Raw genomic sequence first — 16,635 nt, 5'->3', positions numbered from 1 at the left:
TATGTAAATAGATCGTGTTAAAATCTTATTTTATTCATTTAAGATATCAATTTAAATACACTAAAAAAGCGGGAATACTCCCGCTTTCCAAAGATTATCGGCGTAAACCAAGCTTGTTGATCAGGTCACGATAACGAGTTACGTCATTATTTCGTAGGTACGTTAAAAGATTACGGCGTTTACCTACCATTTTCAAAAGACCGCGACGTGAATGGTGGTCTTTCTTGTGAACACGTAAATGTCCATTAAGATTGTTAATATCCTCAGTTAGGATAGCGATTTGAACTTCTGGAGATCCAGTGTCCGTATCATGCGTTCTGTACTCAGCAATAAGTTCATTCTTACGTTCTTGAGTGATTGCCATCCTATTCACCTCCTTCATTTAAAAACCCCAATTACCGAGCAAACGTTGGTGAATCGTTCTGCCAAGCAATGGTTATAAAAGTTACATTTATTAGAATACTATTATTCTGCTCAGATAGCAAGTGCTAATCTTGCATATCCTGAAAAAATTCCTCTGCTGAAGCTTTATCTTTTCCGATTTGGACAATTAATTCATCAATCGAATTGAATTTTTGCTCACTTCTTATTCGTTTATACCAGATTATAGAAACATTCTTCCCATAAATAGATTTATTAAACTCAAAGACGTGTACTTCTATGCTCGGTTTTACTTTTTTTTCATCATAAAACGTAGGCTTATATCCGATGTTGCAGACGCCATTATACGTGTCTCCATCTAATTGAAACTGTACGGCATAAACTCCTGTAGGAGGAATGATATACGCCCCGTCAAGTTCGATATTGGCGGTTGGAAAACCAATGGTCCTGCCGCGTTTGTCACCATGTATGACCGTTCCATGTACTCTGTGCGGACGATTCAGCAAATGTCCTGCATATGCCACATCGCCGCTTCTTAAGACTTCCCTAATAAGCGTGGAGCTGATTTTCCGGTCATGGTCTGTTTGCTTGGCGATGGTTGTCTGCTCGAATTCACCTCTTGAATGAAATGGCATCGTCTCCATCGTCCCTTTTCCAAGTCTTCCGTACGAATAATCAAAACCGGCAATCACATGCTTTACATTTAATCGTATTATGTATTCGTCAATAAATTCCTGTGGCAAAAGAGCTGCAAACTCCTCTGAAAATTGGACGACAAAAAGATAATCAATCCCCAATTTTCCGATTAATTCTATTTTATCTTCGAGCGTTGTAATGGTTTCTACATGCTGAATTTCTTTTCTTAATACAACAGATGGGTGCGGATCAAACGTCATAACTGCACTTTTCAATCCTTTTTCTTCTGCTGTTTTTTTTGCCGTTAGTATCACTTCCTGATGCCCACGATGAACGCCGTCAAAATAGCCTAGCGCCATTGCCAATTTAGGCATTTGAAGATCGTTTAAAGAATGCGGATGCGTTAGTTTGATCGTTTTCACTCGTGTTTCTCACCTTTTCTGTCTTCTTTCCTTCACAAGTCAGATTGCAAGGACTTTTGAAGGTTTAAGAAAGTGATGTTTTTCAGGATGCCGCTTATAAATGGCCAGGCATGAACCTTTTTCATCATAAACAACGATAGAATCCTCATGTGTGTATTGTTCATAACCCTCTGGAACCTCAAGCAGAGCGCCGTTTTTCACTTTCTCTGCTAATGTATCATTAATGACCATTTTGGGCAAATGATTTAGAGCCGTTCCGATTGGAATGAGGATATTCTGCAGGCGATTTTGATCTGCCAACTCTTCAATTTCCTCAAAATGCAAACATTGATCAAGCGAAAACGAACCTGAAGCTGTTCTAATTAAGTATGACATATGGGCGGGATAGCCTAATTCTTCACCAATCATTACTGCCAGCGTTCTAACATATGTACCTTTTGAACAATGAACCCGAAAACGAAACGTAACAGTATCTTCACCTTGGATGACATCAGATAATAATGTAAGCTCATGAATGGTAATTTTCCTTGCAGGCCGTTCAATTGTAAGTCCAGCTCTTGCATATTCATACAGTTTTTTCCCATTTATTTTTACGGCCGAGTACATTGGGGGTACCTGATCGATTTCTCCTGTCAGCCGCTTCAGCACTTCCAAGACATCTTTCTCAGAAATAACAGTATCCACTTTTTTTTGCTCAACAATTTCGCCAGACGAATCTTCTGTTGTGGTAGAGAATCCAATCGTAACTTCAGCTTCATAGCTTTTAGATGACGCAGTCAAATATTCTACAATCTTCGTTGCTCTTCCCAGACATACTGGAAGAACACCTGAAACATCGGGATCAAGGGTTCCAGTATGGCCAACTTTTTTTGTTTTTGCGATTCTTCTCATTTTTGCTACACAGTCATGAGATGTCATCCCTACAGGTTTATTTATTAATAAAACACCTTCCATTATTCACTTTCCGCCTTCCCGAGGAAACAAGAATTCATAAACGAAAAGGATAGACTGATGTCTATCCTCTCCTGTTAATCTTCTTGCTTGTTTTCTTGATTAATTTCGTGGATTAACGTTTCAATCCGATTTCCATAATCAACGGATTCGTCAAATTCAAAAAGAATTTCAGGTGTTTTTCTCAGTCGAATGCGCTGGCCAATTTCAGAACGGATAAACCCCTTGGCTTTTGCAAGGCCTTTTAAGGTGTTCTCTCTCTTTTCTTCATCTCCAAGTACGGAGATATAGACTTTTGCAATTTGCAGATCTCCAGAAACCCTTACATCTGTTACTGTTACAAACCCGATGCGGGGATCTTTTATTTTTCGGCTGATAATCTCGCCCAATTCCTTCTTCATTTGTTCGCCAACCCTGTTTGCTCTTAAACTCATGCTATCACCTCACTGTTAAAGCCAATCAAACGAGGTTACAGTGCGTTCAATTTCAGGAAAAGAATCAATCATAGCTAGCGCTTTATGCAATTCCTTTTCAGTTTGAACTTTATTTGATGTGATGGCAACGATGCCAATCTTGGTTCTCTGCCATGTATCCTGAAAATCGATTTCTGAAACAGAGACATTGTGCCTCTGCTTCAGTCTCATCAAAATGCGCTGCAAAACAGCCCGTTTGTCTTTCAATGATTGCGCATCATAAATGATGCACTCACACTCTGCATATCCAATCACTTGCGTTCAATTTCCTGCATAACATACGCTTCGATGATATCTCCTTCTTTGATATCATTGAAGTTTTTAATTGTAATACCGCACTCATAGTTTTGCGCAACTTCTTTTACATCATCTTTAAAACGTTTCAAAACGTCTACTTCACCTTCAAATACTACGACTCCGTCACGAATTACACGGATGCTGCTGTCGCGGGTGATTTTGCCGTCTGTCACATATGAACCGGCAATTGTACCGATTTTAGAAACTTTAATTGTTTGACGGACTTCAACTTGACCAATGACTTTTTCTTCAAATTCTGGGTCAAGCATTCCCTTCATTGCTGCTTCAATTTCTTCAATTACTTTATAGATGATGCGATGCAGACGAATGTCTACTTTTTCAGCATCAGCGGTTCTCTTAGCATTCCCATCAGGGCGGACGTTAAAACCGATAACAATTGCATTTGAAGCAGAAGCTAAAATGATGTCAGATTCTGTAATTGCCCCAACGCCTGTCAGAATGATTTTAACTTTAACGCCTTCAACATCAATTTTTTGGAGTGAAGCAGCCAATGCTTCAGCTGATCCTTGAACATCTGCTTTTACGATCAAGTTGATATCTTTGATATCGCCTTGTTTAATTTGTTCAAACAGGTCATCCAGGCTTAATTTCGCGCCTTCTTTACGCTGTTCATCAATCTGCTTGCTTGCACGCGCTTCTCCAACCTGACGTGCTTTTTTCTCATCAGTAAAGACCATGAATTGATCTCCTGCAAGCGGCACATCATTCAGGCCAGTGATCTCAACAGGAGTAGAAGGGCCTACTTCTTTCACACGGCGCCCAAGGTCATTGACCATTGCACGAACACGGCCAAATGTATTACCTACTACAATTGAATCACCTACACGAAGTGTTCCATTTTGTACAAGAAGTGTTGCTACTGAACCGCGGCCTTTGTCAAGCTGAGCTTCAATAACAGTTCCTGTCGCAGCACGGTTAGGATTTGCTTTCCATTCTTCTACTTCACTTACAAGCAGGATCATTTCAAGCAATTCTTCAATTCCGTCGCCTGATAAAGCTGAAAGCGGAACAAAAATTGTGTCCCCGCCCCATGCTTCAGATACAAGACCGTATTCAGTCAGCTCCTGCATCACGCGATCAGGGTTTGCTGATTCTTTATCCATTTTGTTTACCGCAACAATAATTGGAACTTCAGCAGCTTTAGCATGACTGATTGCTTCAACTGTTTGCGGCATGACACCATCATCAGCTGCAACGACAAGAATCGTAATATCTGTTACTTGAGCACCGCGGGCACGCATTGTTGTAAATGCAGCATGTCCAGGTGTATCTAAGAACGTAATTTTTTTGTTGTTCACAACAACCTGATATGCACCGATATGCTGCGTAATTCCGCCAGCTTCTCCTGCTGTTACTTTTGTGTTGCGGATCGAGTCAAGAAGTGTTGTTTTACCATGGTCAACGTGTCCCATGATTGTGACAACCGGCGGGCGGATTTGAAGCTGATCTTCTTGATCTTCTGTCGCATACCCTTCAAATTCAGTCACATCAAATACGATGACTTCTTCCACTTCTACACCATACTCGCCCGCAATCAATTCGATTGAATCTTTATCAAGATCCTGATTAATTGTTGCCATGACACCTAGCATAAACAGCTTTTTAATGATTTCAGAAGGCTCTTTATGCAGCTTTCCCGCTAATTCGCCGACTGTAAGGCTGCCGGTAAACGTAATTTTGCTCGGCATTTCTTTTTTAGGCTGAACAGGAGCCTGGCCTTGAGGCCTGCGGTGATTGTTATTGCTGTTGTTTTTCTTATTGCCGAAATTTTTCTTATTGTTGTTTCTGTTATTTTGGTTTGCTTTTCCTTGCTGGTTAAAAGGCTTATTGTTGCCTCCTCCTTTAGCCGCAGGCTTTGCAGGATTAGCTGATTTTGTATTATTTGTATTGTTTGTATTTTCTTGTTTTTGCATAGGCGTCTTCTGATCTTCCCTTTGTTTGACAGAAATTGTTTTATTTGTATCTTTATTATCTGCCTTGTATTTTCCGTCCAATTTTACAATTATTTGATCATCAATCGTTGACATATGGTTGCTGACTTCAACATTCATACCTTGCAGGGCTGAAATTACATCCTTGCTTGATATGTTTTGTTTTTTTGCATATTCGTAAACTCTCATTTTCGTCATATGGTCACCCCCAAGAATTTTAATCGAGCAAGGTTTTTATCTTAGCAGCGAAGCCTGCATCAACAATTGCTACAACCACTCGAGCATCTTTTCCGATCGCCTGGCCTAACATGTAGCGATCCGGGACCGAAACAAGAGGAATTCTATAATAACTGCACTTATCTGTTACCTTCTTCGCAGTATTGTCTGATGCATCGCTTGAGAGAAGCACAAGCTTTGCTCGGGATTGTCTTACTTCTTTAATGACAAGTTCTTCTCCGGAGACAATCTTTCTTGCTCGATTTGCTAAGCCCAACAAGGACATCCATTGATGCTTAATCATATCATTAATGCTTCTCCTTCTCAGCCAGCTGAAGCAATTCTTCGTAGATGTCATCTTCAATTTTAACTTGCAGATGATTTGCCAGGACATTCTTCTTCTTAGCTTGTAAAATACAGTCTTTATCAAGTGAGAGGTAAGCTCCGCGACCATTCTTCTTGCCTGTCAGATCAACAGAAACTTCTCCTTCTTTTGAACGGACAATACGAACAAGTTCTTTTTTCGGTTTCATTTCTCCAGTTGCAACACATTTGCGCAATGGAATTTTTCTTTGATTGTTCACATTGCCTCACCTCTTACTTGTCTAATTCGTCTTGATCGAAAGAAAAAAGCGGACCATCATCTTCATTGTCATCAAGCGGTACATTTGCGCCCGCACGAGGATAAATTCCCATCTGCAAAGCATCCGTTTCACTCTTAATATCAATCTTCCAATTTGTCAGCTTTGCTGCCAAACGGGCATTTTGACCTCTTTTTCCAATTGCAAGTGATAATTGATAGTCAGGTACAACTACAGTTGTAGCTTTATCGTTCTCATTTACATTTACATCCAGCACCTTTGAAGGACTAAGTGCATTTGCAACAAATTCAACTGGATCATTCGACCATTTTACAATATCAATTTTTTCGCCTTTTAATTCATTTACGATTGCCTGTACGCGCTGGCCTTTTGGTCCAACACATGAGCCGACCGGATCCACTTCAGGATTTTCAGAGTGTACAGAAATTTTTGAACGGTCTCCAGCTTCGCGGGCAACCGATTTAATTTCTACAGTGCCATCGTATATCTCAGGAACCTCAATTTCAAATAATCGTTTTAATAAACCAGGATGAGTTCGGGAAACGAAAATTTGAGGTCCTTTCGTTGTTTTTTCTACTTTCGTAATAAAAACTTTAATGCGGTCATGCGGTTTGTACTTTTCATTTGGCATTTGCTCGCTTACAGGCAGCAATGCTTCAATCTTGCCAAGACTGACATAGATAAATTTAGAGTCAATTCTTTGCACAATTCCTGTCATGATATCTTCTTCGCGATCTACAAATTCAGAGTAGATGACTCCTCGCTCTGCTTCTCTAACACGCTGAGTCACCACTTGTTTTGCAGTCTGTGCTGCAATTCGCCCAAAATCTTTTGGAGTAACCTCCATTTCAAGCACATCATTCACCTGATAGCTTGGATTAACGCGCTGTGCTTCTTCTACAGAAACTTCAAGGCGCGGATCATATACTTCATCAACAACATCTTTTCTAGCAAACACTCTCATCGTTCCTGTGTCGCGATTTAAATCAACACGGACGTTTTGAGCCTGATTAAAATTGCGTTTGTATGCCGAAATCAAAGCAGCCTCAATGGCTTCGATGATCACTTCTTTACCGATGCCTTTTTCTTTTTCAAGAATTGTTAAAGCATCTAAAAGTTCACTACTCATTTTTTTAGTTTCCCCCTTATCCATTTAACAGAGAATTTAATTGAACGTTACAGCTAACCGGGCGCTGGCTATTTTTTCGTATGGAATTTGAACTTGTTTTTTTCTCGTTTTGATAAGAATAGTCACTATAACATGCTCTCCATCAAAATCTGTCAGTTCGCCTTCAAATACTTTAGAGCCTTCAAAAGGTTCATATGTTTTAATAAAAACATTTTTGCCGATTGATTTCGTAAAATCAGAATCTTTCTTTAGCGGACGCTCGGCACCTGGTGATGAAACTTCAAGAAAATAGTTTTGTTCAATTGGATCTGTTTCATCTAATTTTTCACTAAGTTTTTCGCTCACAATCGCACAATGTTCAATGTCGATTCCTTCACTTGAATCTATGAATACGCGCAAAAACCATTCTTTTCCTTCTTTTACGAATTCAATATCCACTAATTCTAATGTTAACTCATCTAAAATCGGCAAAGCTAATTCTGCTACGATTTCAGTAACTTTTTTGCTCATCCTGTTCCTCCTTGTAGATAGAAGCAAATATGACACTATTAGCTGCTGAAAAACCCTGCATCATATTGAGCAGGGAATGTATGTACACAACACGATCCGGTTGAAGAGACAAAATCTCTACTCAATACGAAAGAGTGGGTTGCCCCACTCTCTGCCTCTAACTATCGTTAGCATTTCCATAAAAAATATAACATAACCGGCCATTTTTTGCAAATTAAAATCAGTATACGCAAGGTATTTCAAAGGGAAATGCAAGAAATATATCCTGATTTTCTTCCGTTATTATATCCCTTTTCACAATTCTGTCATACTTGATCAAAACAAAGAAAGCTGATTCTGGTCAGGAAGCGCCTCAAGACACCCTTGCTTATCTAAATACTCAATAATTGTTTTTGAAACCTTTCCGCGCTGCTGCAGGTCTTCTTTGGACAGGAACTCTCCGTCCTGTCTTGCCTTCACGATATTTATAGCTGCATTAGTTCCAAGCCCTGGAATGGAATTGAAAGGCGGAATTAAAGAGTTCCCGTCGATTAAAAAGTCTGTTGCACTTGAACGGTATAAATCTACTTTTTGGAAAGAATAGCCGCGTTCGCACATTTCCAGCGCAAGTTCAAGAACTGTCAGCAAACTTTTTTCTTTAGGAGATGCCTCAAGACCTTTTTGATTGATCTCTACAATCTTTGCTTTAACTGGTTCAGATCCTTTTACCATCGTTTCGATGTCAAAATCATCGGCACGTACTGTGAAATAAGCAGAATAATAAAGCAGGGCATGATGCACTTTAAAATAGGCAATGCGAACAGCCATCAAAACATATGCTGCAGCATGGGCTTTCGGAAACATGTACTTTATTTTAAGGCACGAGCTGATGTACCAGTCAGGCACCTCGTTCTTTTTCATTTCTTCCACCATTTCTGGCGTAAGTCCCTTACCTTTACGGACAGACTCCATTATTTTAAAGGCAAATGAAGGTTCAAGTCCCTGATAAATCAAGTAAACCATGATATCATCACGGCATCCGATAACCTCGCTCAGTGTACACGTATTGTCGTGAATGAGTTCTTGCGCATTTCCAAGCCATACATCCGTTCCATGTGAAAGTCCCGAAATTTGCACAAGCTCAGAGAAAGTGGTTGGTTTTGTGTCTTCAAGCATTTGACGGACAAAGCGGGTTCCAAATTCCGGGATTCCAAGTGTTCCGGTTTTGCACATTATCTGTTCTTCTGTTACACCAAGCGATTCTGTCCCGCTGAAGATTTTCATTACTTCTTTATCATCAGTCGGGATCGTTTTTGGATCAATTCCGCTTAAATCCTGCAGCATCCGAATTACAGTTGGATCATCATGCCCCAAAATATCAAGTTTCAACAAGTTATCATGAATCGAATGAAAGTCAAAATGAGTGGTCTTCCACTCAGATCCAGTGGCATCAGCAGGGTACTGAATTGGCGAAAAATCATAAATATCCATATAATCTGGCACAACAATGATGCCGCCAGGATGCTGTCCGGTATTTCTCTTGACTCCAGTACAGCCTTGAACAAGACGATCTACTTCCGCATTTCTAAGCATGAGATTGTTATCGGCTGCGTACCCTTTTACATATCCATAAGCTGTTTTTTCTGCAACTGTGCCAATGGTGCCTGCCCGGAATACATTATCTTCTCCGAAAAGATCTTTTGTGTAATTATGAGCCCTAGGCTGATATTCACCTGAGAAATTCAAATCGATATCAGGTACTTTATCTCCTTTAAAACCAAGAAACGTTTCAAACGGGATATCATGTCCATCTTTATGATATTTCGCTCCGCATTCGGTACAGTCTTTATTCGGCAAATCAAACCCTGATCCAACCGAACCATCATTAAAAAATTCTGAATGCTTGCATTCAGGACATACATAATGCGGCGGCAATGGATTAACTTCGGTTATTTCCGTCATTGTAGCTACTAAGGAGGAACCGACCGATCCCCTTGATCCAACAAGATATCCGTCATCTAAAGATCTTTTAACGAGCTTATGCGAAATGAGATAAATAACAGCAAATCCATGTCCGATAATACTCTTCAATTCTTTTTCAAGTCTGGCTTCGACAATTTCCGGAAGATTATCTCCATAAATGCTTTTAGCCATGCTATAGCTCATTTCCCGGATTTCATCGTCTGCTCCTTCAATTTTAGGAGTATAGAGATCATCTTTGATCGGTTTAATTTCTTCTATTAAATCTGCTACAAGATGAGTATTGTCTATGACAATTTTCCGTGCTGTCTCCTCACCCAAAAACTGAAAACAATCCAGCATTTCATTCGTAGGTCTGAAATGAACGTTTGGAAGCTCATGACGGTTTAAAGGATTTGCTCCGCCTTGAGAGTTTACCAGAATCTTTCGGTAGATTTTATCCTCCGGCTGCAGGTAATGGACATTTCCAGTTGCAACGACAGGTTTTTCTAGCTTCTCGCCAAGATTCACCAAGTTTGAAATGATTTCTTTCAGCGCAATTTCATCCTTAATATAATCAAGCTGAATTAAGTGACGGTATACTTCAGGAGGCTGAACCTCGATATAATCATAGAAAGCTGCAATGTCCTCTACTTCCTCAGGAGATTTTTGCATCATCCCTTCAAAAACCTCTCCGCGATCGCAGGCCGAGCCGACGAGAATACCTTCACGATGCTTTATAAGCTGTGATCTTGGCACACGGGGAACACGGTAAAAATAATCGATGTGAGAAAGTGAGACTAGTTTAAACAAGTTTTTTAAGCCTGTCTCGTTTTGAGCAAGCAAAATTGCGTGATAGGGGCGTGCACGCTGGTACGAATTTCCCTGGCCCATATTATCGTTAAGCTGGTTATGGTTTTCTATGCCCTTGGCTTGGGCATCTTTCAGCATTCTGAGAAGAAGATACCCTGTAGCTTCTGCGTCAAAAATAGCACGGTGATGCTGTGTCAGCTCGATATCAAACTTTTTGGCCAGTGTATTTAAGCGATGGCTTTTCATTTCAGGATATAAAAATCTTCCAAGCTCAAGAGTATCAATGACAGGATTAACTGCTTTCCCAGAGCCAAGCAGCTGTTTATAGCCTACATTCAGAAAGCCCATATCAAAGCTTGCATTATGTGCAACTAATATGTCATCTTCTGCCCAATCTTTAAAATTGCGCAGCACTTCATCTACATTGGGAGCATTTGCTACCATATCATCTGTAATGCCTGTTAAATCTATCGTTGTAGCTGAAAGCCGATGATGAGGATTTGCAAACGATTCAAATCTGTCGATAATTTCGCCATTTTTGATTTTCACAGCCGCTAGCTCGATAATCGTATCGTAAACAGCAGATAAGCCAGTGGTTTCAACGTCAAATACCACGTATGTTGCATCAGGCAAATATCGGTCTTGAACGTTATATGCGATCGGAACACCATCATCAACAAGATTAATTTCAACGCCATACAAAACCTTGATGTCATTTTTCTTACCAGCCGAATAAGCTTCAGGAAAAGACTGGGCCACTGCATGGTCGGTTATGGCTACTGCAGAATGTCCCCACTTTTTGGCTTGACCGACTAAGGAGCTGACAGATGATACTGCATCCATTTGGCTCATCGGTGTATGAAGATGAAGTTCAATTCTTTTTTCAGGAGATGTATCTTGACGGACTGCAGGTTTTATTTCGTTAATATCATTTGCAATCATCACTAAATCTCTGACAAAGGTATCGTTTTGAATGCTGCCCCGCACTTTAACCCACATACCTTTTTTAAGAGTCTGCAAGAGGACGGCATCCTCTTTATCTCTCGCAAACATTTTCACCATAATTGAGTTTGTATAATCTGTGACTTTGAATGTGCTGAGCGTTCTTCCGCTCCTAAGCTCTCTAGTTTCAGCATCAAATACATACCCTTGTATTGTAATGCGTCGTTCTTCGTCTTCAATTGTATCAAGCTGCTTAATTTCTTCATCATTCTTAATGGCATAGCCTATCATCAGCGGACCTTGAGGTGCTTCCTGCTGATCTTGATCTTTCTTGTCCATTTCAGTAATCGCCAGCATCATTTTTTCTTGATCTTCCAGCTTCTTTTGCTCCTGGAATCTCTGAATTTCTTCTTGTGAAATATTCACGACTGTATCAAGCTGAATAAGCGGAAAACCATATTGTGCAAAGCTATCCTGAAGGATTGAAGTGTACTTTTTCTTAATGGCCATTGCTTCTGTTTCATTTCTTGTCTTTACAATCAGCTTTAAGCCCTGTACTTCCGGAATCTGTTCATTTAATAAAGACAGCATCGGCGGTGAAATACCCTGCATTTCCTGAATACAAACCGACCAGTAGTCTGCAATTAGTTTTTCATCAAACGTTTGATCCAAAACAGCAATCGTAAAGGTAACTTCTGCAATATGCGAAAAGGCTTTAGTCAGCTTTGCATAAAAAATCCGGTACACATCGAACGGCAGAATCCTTTCAAATGAAAATTGAAATTCCCATTTCTTTGATTGTTTATGGACCGTTAATTTCGTGATCATACCATTCTGGAAATGATTGAAAATGGCATCGTCTGTTAAATTAATTTGCTGCAGCAGCAGCTGAAAACGCTCCTTTTGAGCTTTCGAAAGTTCTTCCATTTCAGGCCGTCCTTTCTGACAATAATCGATCCTCATAATTGAAGGTACCTCGCTTTTTTGCGAGGTACCTTTTAAATGTGTATTTTAGTACATCTATCATACCACGAAAATAGAGTGTACTACATGATTTTTTCTAACTCCGAAAGCAGATTTTGAATGGTTGCATTTAGCTCTGATGCAGCGACTTCCATTCCTTCTCCTGTTTTGCGGATTTTCACTTCGACAATACCTTCAGCTGCTTGTTTTCCAATAACAACACGCACAGGAATACCGATCAAATCAGAATCTGCAAATTTCACACCCGCACGTTCATTCCGGTCATCATACAGCACTTCATAACCTGCTTCGGTCAGTTCAGAATATATCTTTTCACTTAATTGAGCTTGATCGTCATTCTTTGCATTTGCACTGATCAAATGAACATGAAACGGGGCAACTGCAGAAGGCCAAACAATTCCTTTTTCATCATTGTATTGTTCTACAATGGCTGCGAGTGTTCTTGAAACACCAATACCGTAACAGCCCATAATCATCGGCTGAGCTCTTCCGTTTTCATCCAGATATGTCGCGTTCATCGCTTCACTATAGCGAGTACCTAATTTGAAGACGTGACCGACTTCAATTCCTTTTGCAAATTGAATGACCCCTTGTCCATCTGGTGAAAGATCGCCTTCTTCAATGAATCTCACATCGGCAAATTGTGAAATGTGTGCATCACGTTCAATATTTACACCTGTGTAATGATAATTCACTTCGTTAGCTCCGCATACGCCATTGACGATTGCTTGTACAGCTATATCTGCAACAACTTCCACATCCGGGCTAACTCCGACTGGACCAACGTATCCAGGAACAACTCCGATCGCTTGCGCTGTCTCTTCTATTGATGCAAGTTCAACAACGGAAGCTCCGAACAGGTTCTTGATTTTAATATCATTCACTTCATGATCGCCGCGCACTAAAACTAATACGAATTTCTCATCTGCTTTAAAAAGAAGTGATTTGATTAGTTTTTCTTTTGGTGTATTTAAGTAAGAAGCAACTTCTTCAATTGTTTTTTGATTAGGTGTTTCAACCTTTTCAAGTACGTGAACTGCTTCACTGCTTTTTTCATATTTATTAATGACAGGTGCCATTTCAATGTTTGCTGCATATTGAGACGTATCTGAATAGGCAATTGTATCTTCCCCAACATCAGACAATACCATAAATTCATGAGTATCTTTCCCGCCCATAGCCCCAGAATCTGCAATCACCGCACGAAAGTTTAATCCGCAGCGGGAAAAAATATTACTGTATGCCTGGAACATTTTTTCATACACTTCATCAAGACTATCGAACGAAGCATGGAAAGAGTATGCATCTTTCATAATAAATTCACGTCCGCGAAGGAGCCCGAAACGAGGACGTTGTTCATCTCTGAATTTAGACTGAATCTGATATAGATTCAGAGGCAATCTTTTATATGATTTTACTTCATCTCTCAGTAAAGATGTAATGACTTCTTCATGTGTAGCGCCTAAAGCAAATTCACGGCTGTGACGGTCTTTCATACGCATAAGTTCTGGTCCGTACGTGTACCATCTGCCAGATTCCTGCCAGAGCTCAGCTTGCTGCATGGCCGGCATTAAGAGCTCGGCCGATCCTGCACGATTCATTTCTTCACGGACAATTTGTTCAATTTTCCTTAAAACGATGGAAGCAAGCGGCAAATAACTATAAATTCCGCTTGCATTTTGACGCATGTAGCCTGCACGCAATAAAAGCTGATGGCTTTTAATATCTGCATCAGCAGGCACTTCTCTTAAAGTAGGAATAAAAGTCATACTCTGTTTCATCTTCAAGCACCTCTATCTATTTATACATTATAAAAGATTGTTTTCGCATATGAATTATAGATTACACATTTATTTACCATTGAATCTGTCATATCAGAGCTTATAAAAAGAATCTTTGAATATCGTTCCATGTCACAACCAGCATTAAGAGCATTAATAGTGCAAAGCCGATAAAGTGGACAACACCTTCTTTTTGACGGTCAATCGGTTTTCCCCTTAATGCCTCAACAAGGAAGAATAATAGTCTTCCTCCGTCTAATGCCGGAATTGGAAGGAGGTTTACAATCCCTAAGTTAATACTTAAAATTGCTGCCCAGCTCAATAAGTTAATGATGCCAGTTTGAGCAACTTGATCCGTCATATCATAAATCCCTACAGGACCTGACAGCATATCAATTGAAAATTGACCTGTAACTAATTTTCCAAGACCAAGCAAAATTTCCTTTGTCCAGTTAAATGTTTCAGTTACTCCATATTCCAAAGAACCAAAAAACGATTTTTCAACAGGATTATACGCGCCAATCCTCCCGATTGTTTCTTCTCCAACTTTGCTGGCTTCTGGAACAACTTCAATTTCTAAGTTTTGGCCATCACGATTAATGCCAAATGTCAGCTCTTTGTCCGGATTTGACTGAATAACTGAGACGACCTGCTTCCAAGAAGACATAACCTTGCCTTCAATCGATGTTATCTCATCGCCTTCCTTGAGGCCGGATTCAACTGCCGAACCATCTGGCGTCAGCTTGCCGAGAATCGGTTCATCGATTGGAGCACCTTGGATAAATCCAAGTGAAAATAACAGCACGAAAGCTAAGATGAAATTCATTAGCGGGCCAGCTATAATCGCAGCTGTTCTCTGACCGAGCGTTTTTGATCCAAATTGACGGTTAAAAGGTGCAATCTGTACTTCCTGACCATCTACGATGAAGAAGGATTGATCACTAACTTCAAAATTTTTGAGGATTTCGTCTTCCTCACCTTGTTCATAGCCTGAGATGAACATTTTATGTTCAAGATCCGCCTTTTCAACCTCAATTACTCTTGCTCGCGGATATTTTTCCTTGTTATTGAGAATGATCTTCTCAACTTTATCTTCTTTATTAAAAAGCAAACCTACATTATATCCAGGCTTCACTTCTATCATTTCTGGATCCTCGCCAGCCATGCGGACAAATCCGCCAAGCGGAAGAAGTCTGATGGTATAGACGGTTTCATTTTTCTTAAAAGAAAAGATTTTAGGTCCAAACCCGATTGCAAATTCGCGGCATAAAATACCTGCCCGTTTTGCTAAAACCAAATGTCCCAGCTCGTGAAAGAAAACGAGTGCCCCAAAAATAATAACAAACGCTAAAACGGTATTCACGTTTCATGACCACCTTTATGAATATAATGATTGTACAAATTGTCTCGTTTCAATGTCTACTTCTTGAATAATCTGCAAATCTGGATTTGGGATCACACTATGTTTAGACAAAGCATTCCCAATGAAATCCTCAATTTGGAGAAACTTAATATGTCCTTTTAAAAATGCCCCTACAGCTTCTTCATTAGCAGCATTTAATACGGTTGGCATTGTACCGCCTATTTTACCTGAATCGTAAGCGAATTGTAAGCAGCGATATCTTTCAAAGTCAGCTTTTCCAAAATGCAGTTCGCCGATTTCCCATAAATTTAATTGCTTTGTCGATTGCAGCGGAAGTCTCTCCGGATAGGATAAGGCATATTGAATTGGAACTTTCATATCTGGTGAACCAAGCTGTGCAATCACACTTCTATCATGAAATTCTGCCATAGAATGAACAATGCTTTCTTTATGAAGCAAAACCTCTATTTTTTCATAAGGAAGATCGAACAGCCAATGGGCTTCAATGACTTCAAGACCTTTATTCATCATTGTCGCAGAATCGATTGTAATCTTTGCGCCCATCGACCAATTTGGATGATTTAGTGCTTCTTCAACTGTTACTTCTGCTAACTCTTCCCGTTTCTTATCACGGAAACTGCCTCCGGACGCAGTTACAATCAGTCTCTCTAATGATTTAACATTTTCTCCTTGAAGACACTGAAAGATAGCAGAATGTTCACTATCAACCGGCAGCAGATCAACTCCGTATTTCTTTGCATGCTCTGTTACGAGATGCCCTGCAGTGACTAATGTCTCCTTATTAGCAAGAGCAATCGTCTTCTTGCATTCAATTGCTTTAAGAGTAGGCAGCAGTCCAACACTTCCAACGACTGCATTGACAACTATTTCAGCATCAGGAATAGTTGCGGCCTCTATAAGTCCTTCCACTCCATATGTAAATGTAACTTGTGGAAATTCTTGTTTTAATAGTGTGTATGCTTCAAAATCATTTACTGCAACAAGCTTTGGAGAAAAATCAGCAATTGCCTTTCTCCCAAGTTCTATGTTGCTGCCAAAAGACATGGAAGCAAGCTGAAATTGATCAGGGTGCTGTTTTAAAACATCCAGCGTTTGCTGACCAATTGAACCTGTTGCACCCAATAAACTAATCTTCTTCACCATGTCACTCCCAATCGTTTGTTACAGACAATGAACGGTTCTATCCTTAAATTTTGTGTGACTTGAACTGTTAGGCTCTTATTA

General features: G+C 40.0%; 14 protein-coding genes. All 14 read right to left on the bottom strand.

The genetic code is table 11. The annotated features are described in order from the left end of the window. Nucleotides 1–94 precede the first annotated feature (94 nt). Entirely contained in the window at nt 95–364 is a 270-nt protein-coding gene (gene rpsO, locus CYJ36_RS05035; RefSeq protein WP_101565368.1) for a 30S ribosomal protein S15, read from the bottom strand. 124 nt (nt 365–488) lie between these two features. After that, nucleotides 489–1,439, bottom strand: coding sequence for a bifunctional riboflavin kinase/FAD synthetase (ribF, locus tag CYJ36_RS05030; protein WP_101565366.1), 951 nt, complete (start codon nt 1,437–1,439; stop codon nt 489–491). 39 nt (nt 1,440–1,478) lie between these two features. After that, on the bottom strand, nt 1,479–2,396 hold the full coding sequence (gene truB, locus CYJ36_RS05025; protein ID WP_308315266.1) for a tRNA pseudouridine(55) synthase TruB: 918 nt from the start codon (nt 2,394–2,396) through the stop codon (nt 1,479–1,481). A gap of 71 nt (nt 2,397–2,467) precedes the next feature. Further along, on the bottom strand, nt 2,468–2,824 hold the full coding sequence (gene rbfA / locus CYJ36_RS05020; RefSeq protein ID WP_070877290.1) for a 30S ribosome-binding factor RbfA: 357 nt from the start codon (nt 2,822–2,824) through the stop codon (nt 2,468–2,470). Nucleotides 2,825–2,839: 15 nt separating this feature from the next. Then, the gene (locus tag CYJ36_RS05015) at nt 2,840–3,118 is read right to left on the bottom strand and encodes a DUF503 domain-containing protein (RefSeq protein WP_101565362.1); all 279 of its coding nucleotides are present in this window, start codon (nt 3,116–3,118) and stop codon (nt 2,840–2,842) included. After that, nucleotides 3,115–5,310: a translation initiation factor IF-2 gene (gene infB, locus CYJ36_RS05010; protein ID WP_101565360.1), complete on the bottom strand. Its 2,196-nt coding sequence runs from the start codon at nt 5,308–5,310 to the stop codon at nt 3,115–3,117. The genes CYJ36_RS05015 and infB overlap by 4 nt, the downstream gene beginning before the upstream one ends. A 19-nt stretch (nt 5,311–5,329) precedes the next feature. Then, entirely contained in the window at nt 5,330–5,632 is a 303-nt protein-coding gene (locus CYJ36_RS05005; RefSeq protein WP_101565358.1) for a YlxQ family RNA-binding protein, read from the bottom strand. Nucleotides 5,633–5,636: 4 nt separating this feature from the next. Then, nucleotides 5,637–5,912, bottom strand: coding sequence for an RNase P modulator RnpM (gene rnpM, locus CYJ36_RS05000; RefSeq protein ID WP_101565356.1), 276 nt, complete (start codon nt 5,910–5,912; stop codon nt 5,637–5,639). A gap of 13 nt (nt 5,913–5,925) precedes the next feature. Further along, nucleotides 5,926–7,059, bottom strand: a complete 1,134-nt coding sequence (nusA, locus tag CYJ36_RS04995) for a transcription termination factor NusA (protein WP_224768296.1) — start codon at nt 7,057–7,059, stop codon at nt 5,926–5,928. A gap of 36 nt (nt 7,060–7,095) precedes the next feature. Continuing rightward, nucleotides 7,096–7,569 (bottom strand): ribosome maturation factor RimP, encoded by a 474-nt coding sequence (gene rimP, locus CYJ36_RS04990; protein ID WP_101565354.1) that lies wholly within the window; start codon nt 7,567–7,569, stop codon nt 7,096–7,098. 315 nt (nt 7,570–7,884) lie between these two features. Continuing rightward, nucleotides 7,885–12,189 (bottom strand): PolC-type DNA polymerase III, encoded by a 4,305-nt coding sequence (locus CYJ36_RS04985; RefSeq protein ID WP_101565353.1) that lies wholly within the window; start codon nt 12,187–12,189, stop codon nt 7,885–7,887. Between the two features lie 119 nt (nt 12,190–12,308). Beyond that, nucleotides 12,309–14,027, bottom strand: a complete 1,719-nt coding sequence (locus tag CYJ36_RS04980; protein WP_101565351.1) for a proline--tRNA ligase — start codon at nt 14,025–14,027, stop codon at nt 12,309–12,311. A gap of 100 nt (nt 14,028–14,127) precedes the next feature. Next, entirely contained in the window at nt 14,128–15,390 is a 1,263-nt protein-coding gene (rseP, locus tag CYJ36_RS04975) for an RIP metalloprotease RseP (RefSeq protein ID WP_101565349.1), read from the bottom strand. Between the two features lie 15 nt (nt 15,391–15,405). Then, a complete protein-coding gene (dxr, locus tag CYJ36_RS04970) occupies nt 15,406–16,551 on the bottom strand; it encodes a 1-deoxy-D-xylulose-5-phosphate reductoisomerase (RefSeq protein ID WP_101565347.1) in 1,146 nt (381 codons plus the stop codon). Between the last annotated feature and the right edge of the window lie 84 nt (nt 16,552–16,635).

The sequence above is a fragment of the Bacillus sp. UMB0893 genome (assembly GCF_002858905.1).
In the GTDB taxonomy this organism is placed as follows: Bacteria; Bacillota; Bacilli; order Bacillales; family Bacillaceae; genus Bacillus_P.
This window is presented reverse-complemented; position numbering and strand designations above follow the sequence as displayed.